This is a genomic window from Pseudomonas sp. N40(2020) (assembly GCF_014472415.1).
In the GTDB taxonomy this organism is placed as follows: Bacteria; Pseudomonadota; Gammaproteobacteria; order Pseudomonadales; family Pseudomonadaceae; genus Aquipseudomonas.
The window spans coordinates 132389-158285 of record NZ_JACSZV010000005.1 but is presented as its reverse complement, the minus strand read 5'-3'; the positions used below and the strand labels follow the sequence as shown (position 1 = coordinate 158285).

15 protein-coding genes and 5 pseudogenes are annotated in these 25897 nt (G+C 61.8%); 7 read left to right on the top strand and 13 right to left on the bottom strand.

Annotated elements, in window-relative coordinates; all coding sequences use genetic code 11:
- Positions 1 to 103: 103 nt before the first annotated feature.
- Positions 104 to 10636 (bottom strand): autotransporter-associated beta strand repeat-containing protein, encoded by a 10533-nt coding sequence (locus tag IAI51_RS05815; RefSeq protein WP_187677610.1) that lies wholly within the window; start codon positions 10634 to 10636, stop codon positions 104 to 106.
- 438 nt (positions 10637 to 11074) lie between these two features.
- On the opposite strand from IAI51_RS05815, the gene IAI51_RS05810 reads away from it, so the two are divergent.
- Both IAI51_RS05810 and IAI51_RS05805 read left to right on the top strand, forming a co-directional pair.
- The gene (locus tag IAI51_RS05810) at positions 11075 to 12034 is read left to right on the top strand and encodes a nucleoside-specific channel-forming protein Tsx (protein ID WP_187677609.1); all 960 of its coding nucleotides are present in this window, start codon (positions 11075 to 11077) and stop codon (positions 12032 to 12034) included.
- A 15-nt stretch (positions 12035 to 12049) separates the two neighbouring features.
- On the top strand, positions 12050 to 13072 hold the full coding sequence (locus IAI51_RS05805) for a purine-nucleoside phosphorylase (protein WP_187677608.1): 1023 nt from the start codon (positions 12050 to 12052) through the stop codon (positions 13070 to 13072).
- Positions 13073 to 13152: 80 nt separating this feature from the next.
- Here IAI51_RS05805 and IAI51_RS05800 read toward each other — a convergent pair.
- Positions 13153 to 13398, bottom strand: a pseudogene (locus IAI51_RS05800) (zinc-binding alcohol dehydrogenase family protein); the annotation flags it as partial.
- Positions 13399 to 13411: 13 nt separating this feature from the next.
- Positions 13412 to 13507 (bottom strand): annotated as a pseudogene (locus IAI51_RS05795) (AraC family transcriptional regulator); the annotation flags it as partial.
- Positions 13508 to 13652: 145 nt separating this feature from the next.
- Between IAI51_RS05795 and IAI51_RS05790 the strand changes: the two are divergent.
- Positions 13653 to 13880, top strand: coding sequence for a DUF6555 family protein (locus IAI51_RS05790; protein WP_187677607.1), 228 nt, complete (start codon positions 13653 to 13655; stop codon positions 13878 to 13880).
- Positions 13881 to 13919: 39 nt separating this feature from the next.
- Entirely contained in the window at positions 13920 to 14192 is a 273-nt protein-coding gene (locus IAI51_RS05785) for a hypothetical protein (protein ID WP_187677606.1), read from the top strand.
- Positions 14193 to 14216: 24 nt separating this feature from the next.
- Here IAI51_RS05785 and IAI51_RS05780 read toward each other — a convergent pair whose 3' ends face one another.
- The 3 genes from IAI51_RS05780 to IAI51_RS05770 all read right to left on the bottom strand — a co-directional run bounded on the left by IAI51_RS05780 (position 14217) and on the right by IAI51_RS05770 (position 16157).
- Positions 14217 to 14384, bottom strand: a complete 168-nt coding sequence (locus IAI51_RS05780) for a metallothionein (protein WP_187677605.1) — start codon at positions 14382 to 14384, stop codon at positions 14217 to 14219.
- An 829-nt stretch (positions 14385 to 15213) separates the two neighbouring features.
- Positions 15214 to 15672: a DMT family transporter gene (locus IAI51_RS05775; RefSeq protein WP_095191284.1), complete on the bottom strand. Its 459-nt coding sequence runs from the start codon at positions 15670 to 15672 to the stop codon at positions 15214 to 15216.
- Positions 15672 to 16157, bottom strand: a complete 486-nt coding sequence (locus IAI51_RS05770) for a DMT family transporter (RefSeq protein WP_187677604.1) — start codon at positions 16155 to 16157, stop codon at positions 15672 to 15674. Before IAI51_RS05770 ends, IAI51_RS05775 begins: the two co-directional genes overlap by 1 nt.
- A 112-nt stretch (positions 16158 to 16269) precedes the next feature.
- Here IAI51_RS05770 and IAI51_RS05765 point away from each other — a divergent pair, with 112 nt between their 5' ends.
- Positions 16270 to 17205 (top strand): LysR family transcriptional regulator, encoded by a 936-nt coding sequence (locus IAI51_RS05765; protein WP_187677603.1) that lies wholly within the window; start codon positions 16270 to 16272, stop codon positions 17203 to 17205.
- 209 nt (positions 17206 to 17414) lie between these two features.
- Here the strand turns inward: IAI51_RS05765 and IAI51_RS28155 are convergent.
- From IAI51_RS28155 to IAI51_RS05755, 3 genes and pseudogenes are all read right to left on the bottom strand, one after another.
- Positions 17415 to 18008, bottom strand: a pseudogene (locus tag IAI51_RS28155) (methyl-accepting chemotaxis protein); the annotation flags it as partial.
- Positions 18009 to 18320: 312 nt separating this feature from the next.
- A pseudogene (locus IAI51_RS28150) lies at positions 18321 to 19097 on the bottom strand (cache domain-containing protein); the annotation flags it as partial.
- A gap of 101 nt (positions 19098 to 19198) precedes the next feature.
- Positions 19199 to 20515, bottom strand: a complete 1317-nt coding sequence (locus IAI51_RS05755; protein ID WP_187677601.1) for a Na+/H+ antiporter family protein — start codon at positions 20513 to 20515, stop codon at positions 19199 to 19201.
- A gap of 396 nt (positions 20516 to 20911) precedes the next feature.
- Between IAI51_RS05755 and IAI51_RS28145 the strand changes: the two are divergent.
- Together IAI51_RS28145 and IAI51_RS28140 are read left to right on the top strand one after the other, a co-directional pair.
- A pseudogene (locus IAI51_RS28145) lies at positions 20912 to 22201 on the top strand (HAMP domain-containing protein); the annotation flags it as partial.
- 102 nt (positions 22202 to 22303) lie between these two features.
- Entirely contained in the window at positions 22304 to 23059 is a 756-nt protein-coding gene (locus IAI51_RS28140; protein ID WP_401266348.1) for a methyl-accepting chemotaxis protein, read from the top strand.
- Positions 23060 to 23199: 140 nt separating this feature from the next.
- Here IAI51_RS28140 and IAI51_RS05745 read toward each other — a convergent pair whose 3' ends face one another.
- From IAI51_RS05745 to IAI51_RS05730, 4 genes are read right to left on the bottom strand one after another with little or no spacing between them, the layout of a single operon-like run.
- A complete protein-coding gene (locus IAI51_RS05745; protein ID WP_187677599.1) occupies positions 23200 to 24513 on the bottom strand; it encodes a sensor histidine kinase in 1314 nt (437 codons plus the stop codon).
- Entirely contained in the window at positions 24510 to 25178 is a 669-nt protein-coding gene (locus tag IAI51_RS05740; RefSeq protein WP_187677598.1) for a response regulator transcription factor, read from the bottom strand. The genes IAI51_RS05745 and IAI51_RS05740 overlap by 4 nt, the downstream gene beginning before the upstream one ends.
- Positions 25179 to 25181: 3 nt before the next feature.
- The gene (locus IAI51_RS05735) at positions 25182 to 25493 is read right to left on the bottom strand and encodes a PepSY domain-containing protein (RefSeq protein WP_187677597.1); all 312 of its coding nucleotides are present in this window, start codon (positions 25491 to 25493) and stop codon (positions 25182 to 25184) included.
- A complete protein-coding gene (locus IAI51_RS05730) occupies positions 25493 to 25801 on the bottom strand; it encodes a PepSY domain-containing protein (RefSeq protein ID WP_187677596.1) in 309 nt (102 codons plus the stop codon). The genes IAI51_RS05735 and IAI51_RS05730 overlap by 1 nt, the downstream gene beginning before the upstream one ends.
- Positions 25802 to 25897 lie beyond the last annotated feature (96 nt).

Below are 25897 nucleotides of genomic sequence, written 5' to 3'. Positions count from 1 at the left end.
GGAAAACGCGAATTCCCGTGTAGGAGCTGCCGCAGGCTGCGATCTTTTGCTTTAACCAAAAAAAACCGCCCTTTCGGGCGGCTAAAAGTGCTTCGACCCTAAATCAGAAGCCAAGGCTGAAGCTGACGGTCATCGCGTGATCGTTGTTGTCGTTCGACAGTTGTCCCGAGTAGCCGATTCCGAGTTTGCCGGTCGGGCTGATCTGGAAATCCACGCCGGCTTCGACGATGGCACTGTCCTTGGCAATCGGTACGCCCTGAGTGCTGAACGAGGCGCCGCCGTCGATGAAGGTCAGATCCGCGTCAGGCTTGGTGTCGCCGAAGGCATGCCGCCAGCCGACGGCCGCGCGCGGGGTGAATTGCCCGCCGTTGGCCAAGGTGATGACTTTGCCGGCGCGCAGGCCGAGGGTAGAGAAGGTGATGTCTTGATCGGCATCGGCTTTCAAGCGACCTACTCCGCCTTTTTCCTTGGCCTTGTCGGTGTCGTAGTTGACGTACGCCAGACCGGCGAACGGCTCCAGAGCAATACCGGCGGCGTCGATGGTGTAACCGACTTCGCCGAACACCTGGGCGCTGCGTGCGTCGTAGTTGGCCTCCAAGCGGTCGTTGTAGGTGCCGACGCTGACGTCGCGTTTGGTCTCGATGTCGTGCCAGCTATAAGCCGCGCCGAGACGCACGGCCAGTGCGTCGAACTGCGAGTTGAGGTACGCCGCCAGGTGGTAGCTCTCGACCGTGGCATCCGAACGACGATCATGGGCGTCGAGGTCGCTGCGGGTGTAACCGGCGGCCATGCCCACGCGCCACTGGTCATCGAGCTGCTTGTCGGTGCCGAGCATGAAGCCGCTGAGGTTGCGATCAAGCTTGGCGCTGTTGCTGTCGCCATCCGATTCACCCCAGGCGCCGAGTGCGCGCGCCCAGCCGACCATTTCGCCGGGGCAACCGTTGCTGCTCAGTTGGTTGTCGCTTGGCGCCAGGGCGCGGCGTGGATCATCCGCCGCGCTGCACGAAGGCTGGCGCATGCGATCGTTGACGGCCTCCCGCACGTAGCGCGAATCCTCAAGGATTGCGCTGGCTGTGCTGGCGTGGATTTCGCCGGACAGACTGTCGAAGGCATTGCGTGCACCGGCCACGCTGAGGTTGACGATTTCGTTCTGCAACGCAGCCCCCGCCGCACCGTTACGCGACAACGCCGACGCGGTGTTGCGCTGGTTGCCCGTGGCCGCCACGTCGGCGAACGAGTTGCCGTTGCGGCTGACCGCCAGGGTCACCGAATCGGCACCGTAGACCAGCGAGCTGTTGAGGAAAGCGTACTGCGGCAAATCGGCACTGCTGAAGGTGCCGGTGACACCGCCGCCCGCCGTGATCAGCGAATACACGGTGTTGCCGGTGAACGGTGCGAGCGAATTCACCTGCAAGCCGCCGCCAAGCGCCGCCGTACCGCCGACTGCCAACGGTGTAGCGGTTGGCGAACTGATGGTCAGCGCCAACACACCGGTTGGAGCATTGGTCAGGTTACCGGCGACGCTCAGGGTTCCCGCCTCGCCACCTGACACCACCAGACCGTTGTTGACGATTGAACCGACGCTGCCGTTACCGCTCAGAGCCGCGCCGTTGGCCACGGTGACTTGCCCGCCCAACGAGGCGCGTGCGGCGCGGCTGCCGACTTGCAGTACGCCTTGATCAACCGACACGGTGCCGCTGAACGGATTGTTACCGGTCAACAACAACGTGCCCGCACCGCGTTTGGCCATTGCTCCGATACCGCTGAGCAGACCATTGAACTGACCGTTGGCGCTCTGCTGGAACACCAGCGAAGCGTTGTTGAGAATGTTGCCTTGCAGGCTGCTGGTGTTGCCGATCAGCGTACCGCCACTGACGGTGGTGCCACCGCTGTAAGTGTTGGCGCCGCTCAGTACCAAGGTGCCGGAATCCAGTTTCTCGATACCGCCCGTGCCCACCAGCGGTGTGGAGATTTCCGCACTCGCACCGGCATTGACCCGCACGGGTGCGAGACTGCCGTCGGCACCGTTGACCGGAGTCAGCGTGCCGCCAGCTCCAGGCACAAGGCTGTAACCGTTGGCGAGGAATTGCAGGCCGGTGAAGTTCTGATTGCCCTGGACGGTGACCGTACCGCCCTGCCCACCAAACACCGCGAACTGACCGTTGGACGCCAACGCCTGGGTGCCGGTCGGATCGGTCCAGTTGGTGTCCGGCCCCCACACACCGCTGCCGCCCCCGATGCTGCCATCAGGATTGGTGGTGCCGCCGTTCCAGAACTGCACCTCGCCCGGCGTGCCTTGCACCAGCAGATTGATCTGGTTGGCGATGGCGGTTTGCAGGGTCAAGTTGGCCGCCGAGACCGGCAGGCTGCCATAGACCAGACCGTTGTTGGTCAGGCTGCCGCCGTAACTGAACAGTTGATAGACCCCGGTACCGAAGCCGCCGGCGTTGCTGATGTTCAGCGTGCCGTCGAGGGTCAGGTTGCCAGCGACGTTGACCACTGTTGTAGAGCTGGTGGCCGAACCGAGGCTGAAGTCCAGGTCGGTGCCCGAGGACAACGCCAGCGAGCCCACTGACAACGGCGTCGCCGTGCCGCCACCGGCCAGTGTTGCGCCGTCGGCCAGTTGCAGCGCCCCGCCGAGTTGCCCGCCACCGCCGATACTCGCACCGCTGGCGACGTTGACATTGGCGCTGTTGAGCACGCCGTTGATGGTCAATGCGCCGGCCTGCACCGAGGTGTTGCCGGTGAAGGTGTTGTTGCCGGTGAGGAGCAATTCGCCGCTGCCGGTTTTGTTCAGCGTACCGGTGCCGGTGAGGTTGCCGGTGTAGCTGCCGTCAGCATTCTGCTCGAAGGTCAACGCCGCGTTGTTGACGATCGCACCTTGCAGGCTGCTGGTGTCGCCGCGAGTAATGCCACCGTTCAGCGTAGTGCCACCGCTGTAGGTGTTGGCGCCGCTGAGCACGAGGTCACCTGCGCCGTTTTTCACCAGACTGCCAGTGCCGGTCACAGCGCCCAGCAGCGTGGTGTTCTGGGTGCCAGCCAGGGTCAGTTGCGCGCCGAGGTTGATGGCGTTGGCCAGTTGCAGCGCCGAGGTGCTGTCGAGGCTGCCGTTGCCGAGCACACTCAGTGCGCCGCTGCTGATCGCGCTGTTGTTGCCGAGGATCAGCGTGCCGGCGTTGAGCTGAGTGCCACCGCTGTAAGTGTTGCTGCCGTTGAGGGTCAGGCTCGAGGCGCCAGTCTTGATCAGACTGCCGCTGCCGCTGACCACACCGCCGAGGGTCAAGGCGTTGGAGCCAGCGACGTTCAAGCCACCGTTGAGCACCACATCGTTGGCGAGGCTGACGCTGGTGTTGCTGTCCAGCGCGGTGCCGTTGGCCGCCGTCAACACGCCAGTGCCGAGGGCTGCGTTGTTGCCGACCACGATCTTGCCGCCGTTGAGCGCAGTGCCGCCGGTGTAGCCGTTGGCGGCGTTGAGCACCAACGTGCCGGTGTCGTATTTGCCGAGGGTGCCGGCGCCGTTGAGTGCCACGCCGATGGTCGCGGTGGCGTTCGGGTCGACCCGTACCGAGGCGTTGCCGAGTGAACCATTGACCAGATTCAGCGAACCCGCCGTGCCGTTTTGCAGGCTGTAGCCATCGGTGACGAACTGCATGCCAGTGATGGTTTGCGCACCGTTGACGGTCACAGTGCCCGCCGCGCCCTGGAACACCGCGAAGTTGTTGGTCCAGGCCTGATTGGTGGTGCCGTTGACGTCGGTCCAGTCGGTGATGCCAGTTCCCCAGGTGCCGCTGCCGCCATCGACCGAACCGTTGGCGATCAGCTGATTGCCGTCCCAGAACTGCACGGTGACGCCCGGTGCGGTAACCAGCAGATTGATCTGATTGGCCAGCGCGGTTTGCAGAGTCAGATCGCCCGGGGTGACGCTGCCCGGCACGGTGCCGATGAGCATGCCGTTGTCGGTCAGTCCGCCGGTGTAGTTGATCAGGCGATAGACGCCGCTGCCGAAGCCGCCGATGTCGCTGACGTTGAGAGTGCCGTCGAGGGTCAGGTTGCCGCCGACGTTGACCAGCGCATTGCCGCCACCGGACACCGGCGTACCGAGGCCGACGTCGAAGTTGGAGTTGCCGTTGAACACCAGCGAATCCACCGACAAGGTGCTGCCAGTGACACCCGCCAGATGCCCGCCATCGGCCACCGTCACTGCACCGGTCAATGTACCGCCGCCGCCGAGGGTGCCGCCGCTGTTGACCAGCACGTTGCCGCTGGCCAGCGAACCGTTGACCTGCAAGGTGCCGGCGTTGACGTTGGTGTCGCCAGTGAGGGTGTTGTTGCCGGTCAGGGTCAATGTACCGCTGCCCAGCTTGGTCAACCCACCCGGATCGATGCCGTCCCTGAGGACGCCAGCGAATGTGCTGCTCTGGTTGTTGCCTCCGATGCTCAGGGTGTCAAAGTCACCGATACCAACCGTACCGTCACCGGTCAGGCTGCCGATGCTGGTCGAATCGCCGATGTTGAGCGTGGTACCGACGGCAAGATTGACGGCGGCGTTATTCCCCAGCGCGGTGCTGCCGACAGTGTTCAGGCTCCCGGCCAGTACATCGATGAGACCGTTGAAGGTGTTATTGCCGCTCAGTGTCAGGACCGCCAGACCGTTCTTGGTCAACGTACCAGCGCCAGCGATCACGCCGCCCAGCGTCAGGCCGCTGTTACCGGTGATGCTCAAATTGGCATTGACGTTGAAGCTGTTGGCGAGCACCAGCGGTCCGGAGGTGTCGAGGGTCGATGCACCCGCCACGGTCAGTGCGCCGGCACCCAGCGAAGCGCCAGTGCCGAGGGTCACTGTGCCGGCATTCAGCGTGGTGCCACCGCTGAAGGTGTTGATGCCGTTGAGGGTCAGGTTCGACGCGCCATTCTTGATCAGCCCGCCAGCGCCGCTGACGACTCCCGCGAGGGTCAGGTTGTTGCTGCCGGTGTTGCTCAGGTTGGCGTTGAGCACCACGTTGTTGCCCAGGCTCAGCGCACTGTTGCTGTCCAGCGCCGAGGCGCCGGCCACCGTCAAGTTGCCCAGACCCAACGCCGAATTGCTGCCGGCGGTCAGGGTGCCAGCGCTCAGGTTGATGCCGCCGAGGAAGTTGTTATTGCCGCTCAGGGTCAGGTTGGCCGCGCCGTTTTTGGTCAGGCTGCCGGCGCCGTTGATAGTCCCGGCAAGGGTCAGATTCGCCGTGCCGCCGATGCCGAGATTGCCGGCCAGGTTGACCGCGTTGTTTACCGAAACTGCGGTGGCGGCATCCAGCGTGGTGCCGCCCGCCGCGTTCAAGGTGCCCGAACCCAACGCCGCGTTCGACGCCAGAATCAGTCCGCCCGCGTTCAGCGCCACTGGCCCAAGGAAGGCATTGTTGCCGCCGAGGGTCAGGTTGGCCGCGCCGTTTTTGATCAGACCGCCCGTGCCGCCGATCACGCCGTTGAGGGTCAGCGCATTGCTGCCGACCACGGTCAGGTTGCCGTTGAGCGTTGCGGCGTTGCCGAGGGTCACTGCTGCGTTGCTGTCCAGTTGCGTACCGGCATTAGCGGTCAGCGTGCCGCTGCCCAACGCCGTGTTGCTGCCGACGATAATCTTGCCACCGTCCAGTTGCGTGCCGCCGCTGTAGGTGTTGGCGCCGTTGAGCACCAAGGTGCCCGTGTCGAGTTTGTTGAGAATGCCGCTGCCATCGATGTTCACGCCAATGGTGGCGGTCACGCCCGGATCGACCCGCACCGCCGTGGTCCCGCCAGTGCCATTGACGGCGGTTAACTGACCCGCCGTGCCGTTGACCAGGCTGTAACCATCGGTGAGGAACTGCATGCCAGTGACCAACTGCGTGCCGTTAACTGTCACCGTACCCGCCGTGCCCTGGAACACCGCGAAGTCGCCGGCCCAGGGCTGATTGACCAGCCCGTTGGCGTCGGTCCAGTTGGTGCCGACCGCGTTCCAGATGCCGCTGCCGCCATCGACGACGCCGTTGGCAATGGTCTGGCTGCCGTCCCAGTAACGGATGTTGGAGTTCGGTGCCGACACTTGAATGTTGATCTGATTGGCCACCCCGGTCTGCACCACCAGATCGCCGAGCGCGTAACCGACCGGCACGCCGGCAACGTCCAGACCCAGATTGGTCAGGGCACCGGTGTAGTTGAATAGGCGGTATACACCGACACCGAAACCACCGGCATCGGTGACATTGAGATTGCCGTCGAGGGTGAGGTTGCCACCGATATTCATCAGCGAGGCGGTCGAGGGTGTGCCCAGCGCCACATCGACGTTGCTGCCGGCAGCGAGGGTCAGCGCACCGGCGGACAGTTGGTTGCCCGACGACAACGCCAGATGCCCGCCGCTGCTAACGTTCACAGCACCAAGCGCCGACCCGGTACCGGTCAGGGTACCGCCGGTGTTGACGTTGACCTGCGCGCTGGCCAGCGAACCGCTGAGATCCACGGTGCCGCCATTGATGGCGGTGTTGCCGGTAATGCCGTTGATCCCGGTGAGGTTCAACGTGCCCGTGCCGACCTTGATCACGCCACCGCTGCCGCTGAGGCCGCCGTCGAAGGTGCTGGTGACGTTGCCGCCGCCGACGGTCAGCGTGTTGCTGCCGGTGAGCTGCACATTGCCGCTGCCGGTCAGCGCGCCAAGGCTGGCGTCGCTACCCAGATTGAGCCCCGCGCCGGCGCTGATATTCACGCCAGAGGTGTTGCCCAGTGCGTTGGTGTTGAGGGTGGTGACGCTGCCGGACACGATGTTCAGTGCGCCGGTGAAGGTGTTGTTGCCCGCCAGCGTCAGGTCAGACAGACCGTTTTTGGTCAGGCTGCCGGCGCCGTCGATGATGCCGTTGAGGCTCAGGTCATTGTTGCCCGCGACGGTCAGACCGGCGTTCAACGTGATCGCATTGCCGATGCCGAAGGAAGCGCTGTTATCCAGTGTTGCCGCGCCGCCAACAATCAATGCGCCAGTGCCCAAACCGTTGGCGTTGCCGAGAGTCAGGGTGCCGCCGTTGAGGGTGGTGCCGCCGCTGAAGGTGTTGTTGCCGTTGAGTGTCAGATTGGCCGCGCCGTTCTTGATCAGCTCGCCAGTGCCGCTGGTGACGCCGCCGAGGGTCAGGTTCTGCGTGCCGCCGACGGTCAGTGCGGCATTGAGGGCGAATGCGTTGTTCAGCGAAACCAGCGGCGAATTGCTGTCCAGCGTTGCGGCGCCGCCCACGGTCAACGCACCACTGCCCAGCGCCGAACTGTTGCCGACAGTCAGGGTGCCGGCGTTCAGGGTCGTGCCGCCGAGGAAGTTGTTCGCCGCGTTGAGGATCAGATTGGCCGTGCCGTTTTTCACCAGACTGCCGGCGCCGCTGACCAGACCGGTCAGGGTCAGATCGGCCGTGCCGCCGACATTCAAGGCACCGGCCAGGGCCACTGCATTGTTCAGGCTGACGGCGGTGTTGGCGTCCAGCGTCGTGCCTGCCGCCGCGTTCAATGTGCCCGAGCCCAGCGCGGTGTTGCTGCCGACAATCAGCTTGCCGGTGTTCAGTGCGGTGTTGCCGAAATAGGTGTTAGCGCCGTTGAGGGTCAGGTCGGCGGCGCCATTTTTGACCAGTCCGCCGATACCGGCGACCACACCGCCGAGGGTCAACGCATTGGTGCCGCCCAGGGTCAGGGTACCGCCGAGGTTGACGTTGTTGGCCAGTGTCGCTGCGGTGTTGGCATCCAGTGTGGTGCCGTTCGACGCGTTGACGCTGCCCGTGCCCAGCGCAGTGTTGGAACCGACGATCAGTGTGCCGGCGTTCAGCGCCGTGGTGCCGGTGTAGGTATTGGCGCCGTTGAGGGTCAGGCTCGACGCGCCGGTCTTGATCAAACCGTTGCCGCCACTGATCACGCCACCGAGGGTCAGCGCGTTGGCGCCGCCGGCGGTGAGGTTGGCGTTGAGGGTGATCGCGTTGTTCAGCGTCACTGCCGAACTGCTGTTGAGTGTTCCTGCCCCGGCCACGGTCAGTGCGCCCGTGCCGAGTGCCGCGCCGTTGCCGACGGTCAAGCTACCGGCATTCAACGTGGTGCCGCCGGTGAAGGTGTTAGCACCGCTGAGGGTCAGGTTGGCCGCGCCATTCTTGATCAACTGGCCGGCACCGTTGATCACACCGGCAAGGGTCAGGCCGCTGCTGCCGCCGAGGGTCAGGGCGCTGTTGAGGTTGACGTTGTTGTTCAGGCTGACGGCGGTGTTGCTGTCCAGCGTTGCCGTATCGGTGACCGACAAGGCGCCAGTGCCCAATGCCGCATCATTACCGACGGTGAGCGTACCGGCCGTCAGCGTCGTGCCGCCGGTAAAGGTGTTGGCGCCGTTGAGAATCAGGTTGGTGAACCCGCGTTTGGTCAGCCCGCCACTGCCGCTGACCACGCCACCCAAGGTCAGGTTGGCGCTGCCACCGATGTCCAGATTGCCGCCGAGGCTGACAGCGTTGGTCAACGCTACTGCTGTGCTGGCGTCGAGGGTAGTGCCCGCCGCCGTGGTCAATGCGCCGGTGCCCAGCGCGGTATTGGAGCCAACGATCAGCGTCCCGGCATTGAGCGCGGTGCCGCCGGTGAAAGTGTTGTTGCCGCTGAGGGTCAGGTTTGCGGTGCCGTTCTTGATCAGGTTGCCGGCGCCACTGATGACGCCGCTCAGGCCCAGCGCCTGCGTGCCGCCGATGGTCAGATCCGCCGCCAGCGCGATGGCGTTGGCCAGAGTCACGGCAGCGGTCGCATCCAGCGTAGTGCCGGCCGCCGCGTTCAGCGCACCGGTACCGAGCGCGGTGTTGCTGCCGACAAACAGGCTGCCGGCATTCAGCGCGGTATTGCCGCTGTTCGTGTTGTTACCGGTCAGGGTCAGGCTGGCGGTACCGGATTTGGTGATGCCGCCGGTGCCGGACAACATGCCGCCCAGGGTCAGCGCATTGCTGCCGAGCACGTTGAGGGCGCCGGTCATCGCAATGTTATTGGCCAGGGTCACGTTGGCGGTGCTGTCGAGACTGGTGCCAGCAGCGGTGGTCAAAGCGCCGCTGCCCAGCGAATCGTTATTGGTCACCAGCAAGCTGCCGGCGCTCAGGGTGGTGGTGCCGGTATAACCGCTGTTGGCGCCGCTGAGGGTCAGGCTGCCGGTGCCGGTTTTGGTCAGGCCGCTACCGCCGCTGATCAAGCCACCGAGGGTCAGTGCTCCCGTGCCGCCAGCCGTCAATGTGCCGCCGAGGCTGATGGCGTTGGCCAGGCTGATGGTGCCCGGTGCGCTCAGCGTCGTCGCGCCGGTCACGTTGAGGGTGCCGGTACTGAACGCCTGATTGTTGCTGACCTGCACCGTGCCGCCATTGAGCGTGGTGTTACCCAGATAGGTGTTGGCGGCGCTGAGGTTAAGTTGGCTGGAGCCGGTTTTGGTCAGGCCACCGCTGCCGGAGATCACCCCGCTCAACGTGGTGGCGTTGGTGCCTTGCACGGTGACACCACCCGCGCCCAGCGAGATCAGATTACTGATGTTCAACCCGGCGTTGCTCGCCTGCAGAATCCCGCCGTTAGAGGTCAACACACCGCTGCCGAAGGTGGCGTTGTTGTTGAACTGGGCGATACCACCGTTAAGCGTGGTCGCGCCGCTGACCAACGGCCCCTGCAAGGTCCAGGTGCCGCTGTTGATGGTCAGGTTGTTGAAGTTGACATAAGTGGCGCTGGACGCAGTGCCGACACCCGTGATCCCGCCGCCCACGCCAACCGGATTCTGCAGGATCAGGCTGTTGGTGCCGCCCGCGCCGCCGTCGACCGTGCCGGTCGGGGCGAAGGTCAGGTTGATGCCGATCAGCCCACCCAGCCCCACACTGATCTGTACGCCGTCACCCACGTTGACGCTGGAGCCGGTCACCGCCGTGAAGGTATTGGTACTGCTCGCGCCCATCGACACGCCGCCGGTAATCGTGCCGGCGTTGGTAAAGGTGTTGCCCGCCGCCGACGTCTCGAAGGCGATCCGGCCGTTGATGATGCCGGTGCTGCTGTTGGTCATGTTGACTTGTGAGCCACCGTAGACCCCGACCACCGGGGTATCGGCCAAGGTGATTCCGCCCACCGACAGCCCGGTCGAGGTGATGGTGCCGTTGTTGGTGATGCTGGTGGTGCCGGCCGCCGCGTTGTTCACCGCGATGCCCAGGCCGTCGAGGCTGGTCAGATTCAGCCCGAGCAACATGCCCGTCCCGCGGATGATCCCGCTGGCGTTGTTGAGCACGCTGACTGTACTCGTCGCGCCAGTACCGATAAACGCACCGCCGCTCAGTACGGAGACCAGGCCAAGCAACGCCGGATCGATGGTGCCGGAGTTGTTCAGGCTGATGTTGACCCCGGTCAGGTCCATCACGTGGCCGCCCAGGGTCGCGTTCATCTGCGCCCCGCTGTTGACGTTGACCGTCAGTCCGTTGGTGGCGCTGTTGAAGTTGTTGAGAAACAGCGGCAGGCTCGGCACGCCGGTACAGGTCACGGTCGAGCCGGCCGTGGAGCACGTAGCCAGCGCCGGGGTGCTCACGCCCCCCAACAACAGTCCGGCGACGCTCAGGTGCACAGCAAGGGAAAGAGGGGAAAAACGCGAGACGAGTGCGACACCAAACCTTGCTTCCACGGGCGACTCCTTATCGTGGTCAATTCTTCCTTGAAGGCGTGCGAAGCCTGTTTATTCCACACGCGAATCAAGAGCGCGACGGTCATCAGAAAACCGTTGAATGCTCACAACGCTAGTAGACGCCCAGACATGGGGCACGGATTAAATGGTGTTAATACTTTAATACTAGCCGCTCTAGGACGAGGGTTTTGGCCAATAGACACGGAGATTTGAACGCACAACATCGCCCTTGTTGGAGCTGCGGCACGCTGCGATCTTTTGCTTTTGATCTTTAAAGCAAAATCAAAAGATCGCAGCGTGCCGCAGCTCTTACAGTGGCAGCCGGGAGGAGTTGGTATGGCTTATGCAAACGTTTGCGAACCGTCAATCCCGGCATTTTCGCCACACATCCAGTAGGCCCACAGAATCCGGGCCTTGATCCGCAAAAAAGGACTTTGAATGCACGTCGCTTCCGTTTTTCGCGCCCCGTTTGTGCGCACGTTTGCTGTTTCCCTGCTACTGACCGGCGTTACCGGAGTTCTCAGCCACAGCGCGATGGCGCAACCAACGCTCCCCGAAGAATCCGCCCAGGGCGAAACCCTCAGCCCCGAAGCCAGTCCGCCGCAAAAAGGTGCGTACCTGTCGGACTGGTACAACCAGGACCTGACCCTGATCGGCAGCAAAGACATCAGCTTCGGCCCGCAACCGGCGGACGATATCTACCTGGAATACGAGTATTTCGGGCGCAAAGGCCCGTTCGAGCTGTACGGCTACATCGACGTGCCGAAGATCTTCAACATCGGTAACAGCCACGACAAAGGCGTGTGGGACCACGGCTCACCGGTGTTCATGGAGCACGAACCGCGCATCTCCATCGACTACCTCGCCGGCCGCAGCCTGGCCATCGGCCCGTTCAAGGAGTGGTACGTCGCGTTCGACTGGATCTACGACCACGGCAGCCGCAAAGAGAACCGCGCCAACACCCTCTACAGCGGCTTCGGTACCGACATCGACACCCATTCGCGGGTCAACCTGTCGGCCAACTTCTACGGGCGCTACCAGTGGGAAAACTACGGCGCCAGCAACGAGTATTCGTGGGACGGCTACCGTGCGCAGCTCAAGTACATCGTGCCCATCGACAAATTCAGCAACGGCGCCTCGCTGACCTACATCGGCTTCACCAACTTCGATTTCGGCTCCGACATGCACAAGGACAACCCGGCGCGCACCGCCAACGCGACGGTGGCGACCAACGTCTTGCTGTACTCGTTCACCCATTTGCGCTTCACCCTGGTCGGGCGTTATTTCCACAATGGCGGTAACTGGGAAGACGGCAGTGAGTTGAATTTCGGCGACGGCAATTTCCGCGCGCGTTCCAACGGCTGGGGTTACTACGCCGGTATCGGTTATCAGTTCTGAAATCAGGAGATTTTTATGCAAGCAATGATGCGAGTTTCACTGGCCGCTGCCGCCCTGCTCTCTTCCACCGCATGGGCTAGCGATGCGCCAATCCAGCCCAAAGTCGTGCTGATCACCATGTTCGCCCCCGAGGCGCAGCACTGGATCGATCGCCTTGAGCTCAAACAGGAAATCCGCGTGCCGGGCCTGTCCGCCGAGTACCCGAGCATCCGCTGCAACACGCAGCAGGTGTGCCTGCTGACCACCGGCATGGGCCAGACCAACGCGGCAGCCTCTACGCTGGCACTGGCCATGTCGCCGAAATTCGACCTGCGCAAAAGCTACTTCCTGATCGCCGGTATCGCCGGGATCAGCCCCAAACACGGGACCATCGGCACCGCAGCGTGGGCGCACTATCTGGTGGAGTTCGGCACGCAGTGGGAGCTGGATTCCCGTGATGCGCCCTCGACCTGGCCGACCGGCTACATCGGCATCAACACCAAAGGCCCGAACGAAAAACCGCCGCTGGATTACAAGACCGAAGTCTTCGAACTCAATCCGACATTGCAGGCCAAGGCCTTCGCCCTGAGCCACAAGGTCGAACTGAGCGAGAGCAAGGAATCCGCCGCTTGGCGTTTGAAGTACCCGTCAGCGCCCGCCAACCAACCGCCAGTTGTCACCCGTTGCGACACACTGGCGGGCAACACCTGGTTTTCCGGCACACGCCTGAGTGAACGAGCCGAGGTCTGGACCAAATTGCTGACCGACAACAAGGGCGAATACTGCACGACGCAGCAGGAAGACAACTCCACCTACGAAGCCCTGCTGCGCGCCAGCCGTGAAGGACTGGTCGATGTGCAACGCCTGGCAGTGGTGCGCGCCGGCTCCGACTTCGACCGTCCTGAACCGGGTGGTAGTGAAGTGGATAATTTGCTCAAGTATGCCGATCAGGGTGGTTTTGTCCCGGCGCTGGAAAACCTCTATCGCACCGGTAATCCGCTGGTGCAGGAAATCCTCAAAAACTGGTCTGCCTGGGAAAACGGCGTCCCGCAATCCTGAAGTCCTAGCGGAGCAACTGTAGGAGCGAGCCTGCTCGCGATAGCGGTGTTTCAGTCACTCATGCATCAACTGACACTCCGCTATCGCGCAAGTCCCTCGGCCAGCGGTGCTTCGACCAGACCTTGCGGCAACGGCAGCAAGTCTTCATCGAAGAACCGGTCGAACTTTTCCAGCATGGCCGCGCACGCTTCAACGCCGTACAGCAGCGAGTTGATCCCGACCACCGAACCGCCCTTGCGATACAACGCCAGTGCTGGCAACTGCACGTGTCCGTCGACCGGCGCGGCAATGATCGCGATGCGACCGAACGCGGCCAGTGCCGGCACCGGCATTTTCCGCGTGCTGCTCGATATACAAACCACGCGGATACGTGCGCGCCAGCGGCTGAACGAGCACATCGGTGTCACTGAGATCGGGCGGCGCGGCGAGGGCCATGGCGAGCATTCATTGGGGTTGGCGAAGACGCCATGGTAACCAGTGCGTCAGTGCGTCGCCTTTGATAGATACCGTCGGACAATCCGAGTGAATTTTCCCGGTGCGCTGCGATCCTTCTATTACCACAGGGAGGAATACGGGCTTTATGAACAACGCAAAACTCTACGTCATCGAATACACCCTTCACGGCACGCCCAAGTCGTTCATTATCCGCTCGGACAAAATGGACAACGCCGAGGCGTGGCACTGGGCGAGTTGCGACGCGGGCGTGGGTCGAATCCCGCGTTTCGGCCGCGAAAAAGTACAGAAAACCAGCAAACCGATGGCGGAAAAATTCGGTGTGGAAAACGTTATCTGGCGACCGACCAGCTAAGCTTTGCGCAGCGATCGGGATCATTCGGGGGAATGCACAATGAGCCACATCAGCAGTCCGGCGCATCTGGATTACGGCCTGGACACATTGTTCGGACGTATCACCAAAAGTGTCGATTGTGAGGTGGGGCTTGAAGCCGTCGAACATGATCCGTATTGCTTTGCTCTGAGAGTGCCGGCGCCGCTTCCTGAAAATCTTGATCAAGCGAAAACCGTGGTAGTCAGGGTTGAGGGGCGACGATTGCAAGGAACAGTCCGGCATACGGAACGGCTGGAGGATGAAAGTCTGAAACTGGAAGTGGAGCCTGATTAGGCTCCACTTTTTTGTGGGCGGTCGTCAGCCGTGGGCGCATTTACAGGCCTTGCTTGAGCACTCCTCACCGTTTTTGTGATGGTTGGCACAGCCTTCGCAGCAGTAGTGCTTGCCGTGGCGCGCGATCGGATGCTCGCCGAGCTTGCAGTTGCATTTAGTACAGTCACAGTTGCTTTCAGAAGTTACAGGCATGGGACAGACTCCTTCAGTGGTGGTTGTCTGAGGCTTGAAGGGCAAGCCGTAGGAATCAGTGTAGGAGCTGCCGAAGGCTCGGGCCGCGATCGGACGATCTTTTGATTTTGTTTGGGGGTTTGGGGGGCATATCCGTTGCTGCGGTAACGGCTGCTTAGGGTTCCGCCCTTACGGCGGGTCACTTTTTCCAAACGCCGAAAAGGTAACCCAAAAGGCTCTACCCTGACGTACGGCACTTCGCTGAGGCTCAGTGTTCCCTCGCTACGGTGTCCATCCGGGGGCATCGCCTACGGTTTGCTTCGCTGCACCTCCTCTCGATGTGTGCGGCTTCGCCGCACGGCGCTGCGCGCCTACCCCCGGATGAACACCTTCGCTCGGCCTGCCGATGGGCTGAAGAGCAAGATCAAAAGCCAAAGCCAAAGCCAAAGCCAAAGCCAAAGCAGATCAAAAGATCGCAGCCTTCGGCAGCTCCTACAAGGAGTGAGTACACCCCGCACGCGGCGCATGCCGCCCCACTCAACACAATGAGCGCAAGCTCGAGTACCGCTCTTGATCTCAAACGCCCGTCGGCAGGCTGAGTGGAGGGATTGATCCGGGGGTGGGAGCGCAGCGACCGTTTGGCGCAGCCAAACACATCGAGAGGAGGTGCAGCGAAGCAAACCGGAGGCGATGCGCCCGGATCAATCCCGGAGCGAAGGAACCCCGAGCCTCAGCGAGCGGGCCGTACGTCAGGGCAAGCCTTTTTGGTTACTTTTTCGGCGTCTGGAAAAAGTGACCCGCCGTAAGGGCGGAACCCTAAGTCGCCCTCACAAAAATAACGGATATGTACTCAGTCAGAAGAGCGAACACTGCTGCGATACATAAACACCAAAGCCAACCCCAAACAAACCATCGCCAAAATCCGACTCGAAGAAAGATCGATCGCCGGATTCCCTAACCAACCAAAATTATCAATCAACATCCCCATCCCCAACTGCCCGACAATCACCGCCACCGTCGCCACCGCCGTACCAATCCGTGGCACAGCGCCGACCATCACAATCATGTAAACCACCCCGAACAACGCACCACTGAGCTGCCATTTCGGCACATCGAGCAAACTCACCGCATGGGCCGGTTCAAAAAACAGAATCAACAACCCCGTAACCAACGCCCCCACGGCAAACGTCAGCAAACTACTGCGCAAAACCCCAACGGTTTCACCCAGACGCCCATTGATCGCGGCCTGAACACTCAACACCGCGCCTGCCGCAACCACCACAGCCAACAAAATAATCAGATTCATCATCAACCCCGAGCAATCAAGACAAGTGCCGCCACAATCAAGCCCAACGCCAGCCACCGCTCAGCGTTGACCTTCTTGCGCGTCGCCCCGAACCAGCCGAAATGGTCAATCAACACACTCTTGCCCACCTGCCCCGACAGAATCGCGATCATCGTCATGGCGATACCGATATGCGGCGTGGCCAACGTCAGCACCACCACATACATCGGCCCCAAAAACCCGCCGATCAACTGCCAGCGCGGCAATGTATTCAGCGCCGGCCCTTGTTGCGGGCCGCTGAACAACAGCAGCAAAAACAGAATCGCCGAACCCACGCCGAAAATGCTCAAGGTCGCCCACAGATGCCCGACCTGCACCCCCAACGGCCCGAGCAACCCCGCCTCCACCGACAAACCCATGCCCGCCAGAATCACCAGCGGCAGCAACAACAAACGCAACCCCGGTTTGGCCACCGGCGGCGCAACACTCACCTCATCCAACGTCTGCATAACTAAAACCCAAGCAAATAATCGATGGCGCGGATTATCGACTGGCGGCGCTTTGCGATAAATGGGAGCATCCGGACAACACTTTTGCGTAACTCGCACAGCAGGATGATTCATGCACGGGCTCAACGAACTCGGATTCAAGGCACTCAGGCTGTTTGTGGCGGTGCTCGACCACGGCAGTTTCTCCGAAGTCGCCCGCCGCGAAGGCGTGGCGCCCTCGTCGATTTCCCGGCAGATTCAGTTGATGGAGCAGGCGCTCAACCAGCAATTGCTCTACCGCCACACCCGCGCGGTCACGCCGACCGAGGCCGGGCGCATGCTCGGCCATCATGCGCGGTTGGTGCTGGTGCAACTGGAAGAAGCCGAGCAAGCGCTGCAGGAACAGCAAAGCGAACCCACGGGGCTTGTACGAATCAACGCCCCAGTGGTGTTCGGCCAGCGCCATCTGACGCCGTGGCTGGGCCAGTTGTGCGTGCGTTATCCGAAGTTGCAACTGGATATCCAGCAGACTGACCACTACGTCGACCCGTTGCAGGAAGGTGCGGACCTGCTGTTCCGCATCGGCCCGTTACACGATTCGAGCATGCAGGCGCGGATTCTGGCGCCACATCGCTTTCAAGTCGCGGCCAGCCCCGCTTACCTCAAACGTCACGGCACACCGCAACACCCCGACGAACTCGCGCAGCATCAATGCCTGGCCTACAAAGGCGCGACCGGTCAGCAGCGCTGGTTTTTCCGTCGTGACGGGCAGGACTGGACGCCCTACTCGGTCAAGGGCCCGATCACCGGCAACCACGCCGATACCCTCACCCAAGCCGCCGAGCAAGGCCTGGGGCTGGTGATGTTTCCGTCATGGCTGATTGGCGAAGCGGTGCGCGAAGGCACGCTGGTGCCGGTGCTGAGGGAGTATCAGGTATCGAACAGTCTGGAGCCGCAGCAGATTGCGGTGCTGTGGCCGGGGAGTCGTCGGTTGTCGGTGAAGGTGCGGACGGTGATTGATTTCTTCATCGAATGTTTCGGTGAAGTGCCTTATTGGGACAGGTCTTGAGAGGTTGAAGATCAAGAGCCCCTCACCCTGGCCCTCTCCCGGAGGGAGAGGGGACTGACCGAGGTGTCTTGCGTCATGCATCGACCTGAAAGATTGAGTCGATTATGGATTCGGTATAGCAGGTTCAAGTCGCCGTACATCCTCAATATCCCCCGATCAGTCCCCTCTCCCTTCGGGAGAGGGTTAGGGTGAGGGGCTTTCCCTGACACTCAGATACGGAACTGCCCAACCAGTTTGCCCAGTCGCTGCCCCAGATCCGCCAGACTGCGCGAAGTCTGCGCCCCCAACTGAGTCTCATCCGCCACGCTGTCCACCGCCACCGCAATCTGATGCACGCTGCGGTTGATCTCTTCGGCCACCGCCGTCTGCTCTTCCGCCGCACTGGCAATCTGCGCGTTCATCGAGTTGATCGTCGCGATCAATTCCGCCATCGCATCCAGCGACGCACCGGCCTGATTGGCCTGCTGCGAGGTGCCATCACCCGCCTCGCTGGAACGGCGCATCGCTTCCACCGCCGACTGCGTGCCCGCCTGCAAGCGATCAATCATCCCCTGAATTTCCTGAGTACTGATCTGCGTGCGACTGGCCAGCGCCCGCACTTCATCGGCCACCACGGCAAATCCGCGCCCGGCCTCACCAGCCCGCGCGGCTTCAATGGCGGCGTTCAAGGCCAGCAGGTTGGTCTGCTCGGCAATCGAGCGAATCACCCCCAGCACGCCGACAATCGAACTCACGTCCTGCTGCAAACTGTCCAGCGACACACCGCTGCTGCGGATGTCATCCACCAGCGCATGAATCTGTTTGATGCTGCCGGCCACCACGCGTTTGGCGCTCTGGCCTTCTTCGTCGGTCTGCTGGGCCGCGACCGCAGCGTTTTGCGCGCTCTTGGCGACTTCCTGGGCGGCGGCAGACATTTCGTTGATCGCTGTGGCCACCTGATCAGTCTCGTGGCGCTGGCGTTCCATGGCTTGATCCGAACGCTGGGCTTGATCCGACACCTGCGTCACCAGCCCGGTCAGTTGCGTGGTCATCTCGGTGATCTGCCGCACCAGGCCGTGGATCTTGTCGACGAAACGGTTGAACGAGCCGGCCAGTTCACCGAGTTCGTCCTGGCTGGTGATGTTCAAACGACGGGTCAAATCGCCCTCGCCCGCCGCAATGTCGTCGAGGTTGGCTTTCATCAGAGTCAGTGGACGCAGAATCGTGTTGGCCAGCAGCATCCCCGCCGCCGCGATCACCAACAGCACCACCACCGCCACGCCGACGATGCTGAAGATCACGCCCTGCATACGTTCCTGCACCTGCGCTTCAACCTGCGCCACCTGCGCTTCGATGCCGTCAAGGTTGACCGAGGTGCCGACCGCCATGTCCCACTTCGCCAGGTATTCGGTGTAACCGAGTTTCGGCACCAGCACCTTGGCGTTGCCCGGCAACGGCGAGCTGTATTGCAGATAGTGGGTGCCGTCCTTCGCCACTTTCACCAGACCGAGGTTGACGTAAACCCCATTCGGGTCGCGGTTGTCCTTGAAGCTTTTACCCACGCCTTCCGGATCGTTGGCCTTGAACAGGCGCACGGTCTCGGAGTCGTAGCCGAAGAAGTAGCCGTCCTTGCCGTAGCGAATGCCCGACAGCAGTTTGATCGCCTGCGCGCGCGACTCGGCATCACCGGGGGCGGCAGCGTCATACAGCGGTTTGATCGTGGTCATGGCCACGGCGACGTAACTTTGCAGAGTGGCCTTGGCGTCGCCGAGCAGGCGTTCGCGGGTCTGTTCGACCTCTTTGTGCGCCTGTTCCTGGAGGATGAACAGCGTGGTCAGGCTGATGACCAGCGCAAAGAGCAATACCGGGAGGACGGCAAGGGACAGGACTTTGGCCTTGAGACTCAAGCGCATGGGGGAAGCTCACTCTTTTGATTTTATTGGCGTGGTTAAAGGCTTTAACGGCACGCCAGATCAAAAGTTGAGTCAGCAATTCCCCCCAATCCCCTGTGGGTTCAGAGAACCATCGCGGCCACCCAGCCGAACGCCAGCAATGGCAAGTTGTAATGCAGGAAGGTCGGCACCACGGTATCCCAGATGTGGTGATGCTGGCCGTCGATGTTCAGACCGGAGGTCGGGCCAAGGGTCGAATCCGAGGCGGGCGAACCGGCGTCGCCCAGCGCGCCGGCGGTGCCGACAATGCAGACGATGGCCAGCGGACTAAAGCCCAATTGCATGCACAACGGCACGAAAATGGCAGCCAGAATCGGTACGGTGGAGAACGACGAACCGATGCCCATGGTCACCAGCAGCCCCACCAGCAGCATCAGCAAAGCGCCAACACCCTTGCTGTGATTGATCCACGACGCCGACGACTCGACCAGTGTCTGCACCTGTCCGGTGGCCTTCATCACTTCGGCAAACCCGGAGGCGGCGATCATGATAAAGCCGATCATTGCCATCATTTTCATGCCTTCGGTGAACAGATCATCGGTCTCGCGCCACTTGACGATGCCCGATACCGAGAAGATCAGGAAGCCGGCCAGCGCGCCGATAATCATCGAGTCCAGCAGCAGTTGAACGATGAATGCCGCCGCGATAGCCACACCGGCAATCATCAGACTCATCGGGTTGTACTGCACGACCACCTGCTCGACCTGCTCGATTTTCGTCAGGTCGTAAACACGCTTTTTGCGGTAGCTGATGAACGCCATCGCCAGGCCGAACACCATGCCCAGCGCCGGAATGCCCATGGCGTGAGTGACGTTGACGCCGCTGATGTCGACACCACTGCGGGCGACGTTGGCCAACAGGATTTCATTGAGGAAAATGTTGCCAAAACCCACCGGCAGGAACATGTACGGCGTGATCAGGCCGAACGTCATGACGCAAGCGATCAACCGGCGATCCAGTTGCAACTTGGTCAGCACATATAAAAGCGGCGGCACCAGCAACGGAATGAACGCGATGTGGATCGGCAGGATGTTCTGCGAGGCAATCGCTACCACCCACAACAGGCCGATCAGCAGCCATTTGACGCTGCCACCACCGGTCGAGTGCTGACGGTCGACCATGGCCAGTGCCTTGTCGGCCAGCGCGTGGGCCAGGCCGGACTTGGCGATCGCCACAGCGAAAGCGCCGAGCAACGCGTAGGACAATGCCACCGTCGCCCCGCCACCCAAACCGCTGTTGAACGCCTTGAGCGTGGCGTCGATGCCCAGACCACCGGTAAGGCCGCCGACCAATGCACCGACGATCAAGGCGATCACCACGTGCACGCGGGACAGGCTGAGGATCAGCATGACGCCGACCGCAGCAATCACTGCATTCATTTCACTACCTCAAAAACACTGCGGTGGACAATTCACCGCCAGACAGGATGAGTCCGCCCATGAAGCACCGGCGGATTTGCAAAGAGGGTCTTATTAGAAGGGCGCGCACTGTGCCGCAGAGTGGCCGCAGTGTCAAAGCAACTGGTCGATTCCGGGTGCGGCAATCAGCCATATGATCGTTCCCACGCTCTGCGTGGTAACGCCGCAAGGGACGCTCCGCGTTCCCATCGGACGCAGAGCGTCCGGGGCTGCATTCCCACGCGGAGCGTAGGAACGATCTACCCCGTGCGCCAATGACTGCGGCAATTGGCCCTATTGTGTTTCCAGCATAAAGAAAGCCGAAACGCGGCCGTTACAGTGCAAAGTCTCAGATATTTATCGAATAAGGATGTTTCCATGTCGCTCAGACAACTTTCCATCCAATGGAAAATCACCCTGCTTGCCGGGCTTTGCCTGGCGGGTATCGTGACCCTGTTGGTGGGTCTTTCGCTGTATCGCATGGAGCACAGTTCCGAACTGGTGAAAGCTTCGAGCATGGAGATGCTCACTGAATCGGCGCAGGCGCGCATCGAGTCTCAGGGCGAGGTGCAAGCGGCGGGCATTCGCCAGCAGTTCATGGACGCTTATCAGTACGGCCACGGATTCTCGCGGCAGGTGCTGTTCCTGCGTGAACAGGCCGAGAAACGCTTCCTCGATGCCTTCGACCTGCGCGAAGACATGACCCGTCAGGTCAAGTCAGCCCTGCAAGCCAACCCTGACTTGCTCGGCCTGTCGCTGGTGTTCGAAGCCAACGCACTGGACGGCAAGGACGAATTGTTCGCCGGCCAGGCCGAACTGGGCAGCAACGACAAGGGCCGCTTCGCCCTGTACTGGTCGCAACCGACCCCGGGCAAAGTCACCTCGATGGCCCTGCCGGAAAGCGACATGGCCGACACCAGCACCGGCCCCAGTGGTCAGGCGGCCAACGCATGGTTCACCTGCCCGCGCACCACGCTCAAACCGTGCGTGATCGAACCCTACTTCTATGTGATCGATGGCCAGAATGTGCTGATGACCAGCATCGTCTTCCCGCTGATGGTCAACGGCAAAGTCATCGCCTCGCTGTCGGTGGACATCAACCTCAACAGCCTGCAAGCGATCAGTCAGGGCGCGAGCAAAAAGCTCTACGACGGTCAGACCGCCGTGAGCATCATCAGCCCGGTCGGCCTGCTCGCCGGTTACAGCCCGGACGCCGGCAAACTCAGCCAGCGCCTGGATGCCGTAGACAAGACCAGCGGCGCCGAGCTGTTGCGTATGCTGTCGTCGAGCGCCAGCGTCAGCAGCCTGCACAGCAACGGCCAGTTGAAAGTGCTGTCGCCGTTCCAGCCGATTCCCGGCGGGCCGTCGTGGGCGGTGTTGCTGGATGTGCCGGAAAAAGTGCTGGTGGAGCGCGCCGAAGCACTCAAGCAGCAACTGGATGCGAGTAACACCTCGGGTACCCTGATCGAATTGAGCCTCGGTGTACTCGCCGCGCTAATCGGCTTGCTGCTGGTGTGGCTGATGGCGCGCAGCGTGACCAAACCGATCCTCGGCGTCGCGCGCATGCTCGAAGACATCGCCAGCGGCGAAGGTGATCTGACCCGACGTCTGGCCTATGACAAGAAGGATGAACTGGGTCAACTGGCCGGCTGGTTCAACAAGTTCCTCGACAAGTTGCAGCCGATCATCGCCGAGGTGAAACGCTCGGTGCAGGACGCGCGCAACACCGCCGACCAGTCTTCGGCGATCGCCACCCAGACCAGCGCCGGCATGGAACAGCAATACCGTCAGGTCGATCAGGTTGCCACCGCCTCCCACGAAATGAGCGCCACGGCGCAGGACGTCGCCCGCAGCGCCGCGCAAGCAGCGGAAGCGGCCAAGGATGCTGATCGCGCCACGCGTCAGGGCCTGACCGTGATCGACCGCACCACCGCTAGCATCGACACCCTCGCCGCCGACATGAGCGCGGCGATGGTTCAGGTCGAAGGTCTGGCCGCCAACAGCGAGAAGATCGGCGCCGTGCTGGAAACCATACGCGCCATCGCCGAGCAGACCAACCTGCTGGCACTCAACGCAGCCATCGAAGCGGCGCGTGCCGGTGAGGCCGGACGTGGTTTCGCCGTGGTCGCCGACGAAGTCCGCAACCTCGCCCGCCGCACCCAGGAGTCGGTGGAAGAAACCCGTCAGGTGATCGAACAACTGCAGAGCGGCACGCAGGATGTGGTCGGTTCGATGGGCAACAGCCATCGTCAGGCCCAGGGCAGCGTCGAGCAGGTTGGCCAAGCGGTGACTGCACTGCGCCAGATCGGTGATGCGGTGACGGTGATCAGCGACATGAACCTGCAGATCGCCAGTGCCGCCGAAGAGCAAAGCGCGGTGGCTGAGGAGATCAACAACAACGTGGCGACGATTCGCGATGTGACGGAGTCGTTGTCGGAGCAGGCGAATGAGTCGGCGCGGGTCAGTCAGTCACTTAATAGCCTGGCGAATCAGCAGCAGAGTTTGATGGATCAGTTTCGCGTTTGATTCAAACTTGAATCCGACAGCGTTTTAATGTGGGAGCGAGCCTGCTCGCGAAAGCGGTAAACCAGTCAACAGAGATGTCGACTGACCTGACCTCTTCGCGAGCAGGCTCGCTCCCACAAGTTTTTTTGGTGTTTTAAAGATCAGCGTTTAGGCAGTTCAATCACCACCTTCAACCCGCCCCACTCGCTCTCGCCCAACACCAACAACCCACCCCACGTATCGACGATATCGCGCACGATCCCCAATCCCAGACCATGCCCGTGAGTCTGCTCATCCAGCCGCGCGCCCCGGCTGAATACCTGAGCACGCTGCTCTTCGGGAATCCCCGGCCCGTCATCTTCCACGCTCAGGGCAAAGCCGTCGGTTCGTTCAATCACACTCAAGCGCACTTCGGCATCCGCCCACTTGCAGGCGTTATCCAGCAGGTTGCCGAGCAACTCGAGCAAATCCTCACGATCCCACGGCAATTGCAGCCCCGGCGGAGCCACATAGCTCAACGCCAGATGTTCGCCGTGGATCATGTTCAACGTCGCCAACAACCCCGGCAGTTCCGCGTCGCAATCAAACAGCGCACCCGGCAGCGCATCGCCGGACAGCCGTGCGCGATTCAGCTCACGATTGAGCCGCTGCTGCACCTGCTCCAGTTGTTCCTTGAGGATCTTGCGTAGCTCGGGATGGCCATCGAGTTTTTCGCTCGATGCCAGGCTCAACAGCACCGCCAACGGTGTTTTCAACGCATGCCCCAAATTGCCCAGCGCATTGCGTGAACGCTTGAGGCTGTCTTCGGTGTGCGCGAGCAAATGGTTGATCTGCGCCACCAGCGGCTCCAGCTCCACCGGCACCTGATCGTCGAGTTGCGAACGCTGGCCCTGTTGCAGCTGGGCGATTTGTTCGCGGGCCTTTTCCAGCGGCTTCAGGGCGCGGCGCACGGTCAGCCGTTGCAAAAACAGAATCAGCAACAACCCGGCCAATCCCAAGCCAAGGCCGATCTGGCGCATGCGCTGGAAACTCTCGCGCACGGGCGTGTAATCCTGCGCGACGCTGATCGATATCGATTGCCCCAGCCGCCGATAGTCCGAACGCAGCACCAGCAACTGCTGACCGTCCGGCCCCAGTTGCAGGTTGCTGTGCAGGCCGGGGCGTTCAAGCAGCGGCAGATCCTGATCCCACAACGAGCGCGAGCGCCAATGGCTCTCGGCAAAGTCGATGCGGAAATAATGCCCGGAAAACGGCCGCTGATAGGCCGGCGACAAATGTCGCTCATCCAGTTGCAAACCCTGCGGCCCGCGCACCAGCGCCACCAGCAGACTCTCGCTGTCGTTACGCAACCCGGCTTCGAGGTAGCGCTGCAAACCCATTTCAAACAACCACAGACTGGTTTGCGCCAGCACCAGGCCGACGACCACCATCACGCTGATCAACCCCAGGCTCAAGCGGCGCTGGATTGATCTCACGAAGCTTGCCCGCCGAACAGGTAACCCTGGCCGCGACGGGTTTCGATCACGCTTTTGCCGAGTTTACGGCGCAGGTGATTGACGTGGACTTCGAGGACGTTGGAGTCGCGCTCGGTCTCACCGTCATAGAGGTGTTCGGCGAGGTGGCTTTTGGAGAGGATCTGTTCCGGATGCAGCATGAAATAGCGCAGCAGGCGGAATTCGGCGGCGGTCAGCAGAATGTCCGCACCGTCGCGGGTCACGCATTGGCGGCCCTCGTCCAGATGAAGGCCGGCAGCCTTGAGCGTGCTTTGATTGGCCTGGCCCTTTGAGCGACGCAGCAACGACTGAACGCGCAGGTGCAGCTCTTCGGGGTGAAACGGTTTGGTCAGGTAATCGTCGGCGCCAGCCTTGAGGCCTTCGATACGTTCGGCCCAGGAATCGCGCGCCGTCAGGATCAACACCGGAATCGCCAGACCGCCCGCGCGCCATTGCGCCAGCACTTCAAGCCCCGGTACACCGGGCAGGCCGAGGTCGAGGATGATCAGGTCATAGGGCTCGCTGCTGCCCTGATACACCGCATCGCGGCCGTCCGCCAGCCAATCCACCGCATAGCCTTGGCGTTGCAGGCCCGCGATCAATTCGTCGGCCAGCGGTACGTGGTCTTCCACCAGAAGCAAACGCATCGATCAATCTTCCTTGTCTTTCACGAGTTCACCGGTATCGGCTTTCAGGTGCAGCTCACGCGCAACACCCTCGGCTGTCAGCAACTCGACTTCATAAATGTAGACGTCGTGTTTCTCTTCCAGCTCGACTTCCAGCAGTTTCGCCCCGGGATAGCGATCCATGGCCTGCTGCAGCACTTGCTCCAGCGGCAGAATCACCCCGCGCTCACGCAGCTTCAGGGCTTCGTCCTGATCGAGGTCGCGAGCCATCGCAGCCGAGCAGAAAATCACAAGCGCCAACGCAGTGCGACTGGTGGCGCGAACATTCACCTTCATTACGTATCCTGATGATCCTTGAGAACCTGCCCGCTGACCGCGTCTAATTCCAGATCCCACTCCAGCCCCTGCGGATCACGCATTTCGACCTGGTAGATGTACTTGCCGTACTCTTCTTCCAGCTCGGTTTCGGTGATCGTTGAACCCGGGTGTTTGGCCAGTGCCGTGGCATTGAGCTTCTCGAAGGAGACGATAGTACCAGCGTCACGCAGACGCAGGGCTTCATCGGGTCCCAGATCGCGAGCGTGAGCGAGGCTGGCGGTGAGGCCGAGGATCGAGGCGAGGGAAAGGGCAGTCAGGGTTTTCATGGATGTCTCCGTATTTTTTATGTGTTGCGACGGTGGGCACCTTAGCGGGAGCAACTTAACTGAAACTGAATTGCCATCATTGCTCCAAGGCAATAA

Bases quoted from the DNA above. Each gene is read 5' to 3' on its own strand.
- IAI51_RS05810 (WP_187677609.1), top strand. From the start codon at position 11,075: ATGCACGTCGCTTCCGTTTTTCGCGCCCCGTTTGTGCGCACGTTTGCT.
- IAI51_RS05805 (WP_187677608.1), top strand. From the start codon at position 12,050: ATGCAAGCAATGATGCGAGTTTCACTGGCCGCTGCCGCCCTGCTCTCT.
- IAI51_RS05790 (WP_187677607.1), top strand. From the start codon at position 13,653: ATGAACAACGCAAAACTCTACGTCATCGAATACACCCTTCACGGCACG.
- IAI51_RS05785 (WP_187677606.1), top strand. From the start codon at position 13,920: ATGAGCCACATCAGCAGTCCGGCGCATCTGGATTACGGCCTGGACACA.
- IAI51_RS05780 (WP_187677605.1), bottom strand. From the start codon at position 14,384: ATGCCTGTAACTTCTGAAAGCAACTGTGACTGTACTAAATGCAACTGC.
- IAI51_RS05775 (WP_095191284.1), bottom strand. From the start codon at position 15,672: ATGATGAATCTGATTATTTTGTTGGCTGTGGTGGTTGCGGCAGGCGCG.
- IAI51_RS05770 (WP_187677604.1), bottom strand. From the start codon at position 16,157: ATGCAGACGTTGGATGAGGTGAGTGTTGCGCCGCCGGTGGCCAAACCG.
- IAI51_RS05765 (WP_187677603.1), top strand. From the start codon at position 16,270: ATGCACGGGCTCAACGAACTCGGATTCAAGGCACTCAGGCTGTTTGTG.
- IAI51_RS05755 (WP_187677601.1), bottom strand. From the start codon at position 20,515: ATGAATGCAGTGATTGCTGCGGTCGGCGTCATGCTGATCCTCAGCCTG.
- IAI51_RS28140 (WP_401266348.1), top strand. From the start codon at position 22,304: ATGGAACAGCAATACCGTCAGGTCGATCAGGTTGCCACCGCCTCCCAC.
- IAI51_RS05740 (WP_187677598.1), bottom strand. From the start codon at position 25,178: ATGCGTTTGCTTCTGGTGGAAGACCACGTACCGCTGGCCGACGAATTG.
- IAI51_RS05735 (WP_187677597.1), bottom strand. From the start codon at position 25,493: ATGAAGGTGAATGTTCGCGCCACCAGTCGCACTGCGTTGGCGCTTGTG.
- IAI51_RS05730 (WP_187677596.1), bottom strand. From the start codon at position 25,801: ATGAAAACCCTGACTGCCCTTTCCCTCGCCTCGATCCTCGGCCTCACC.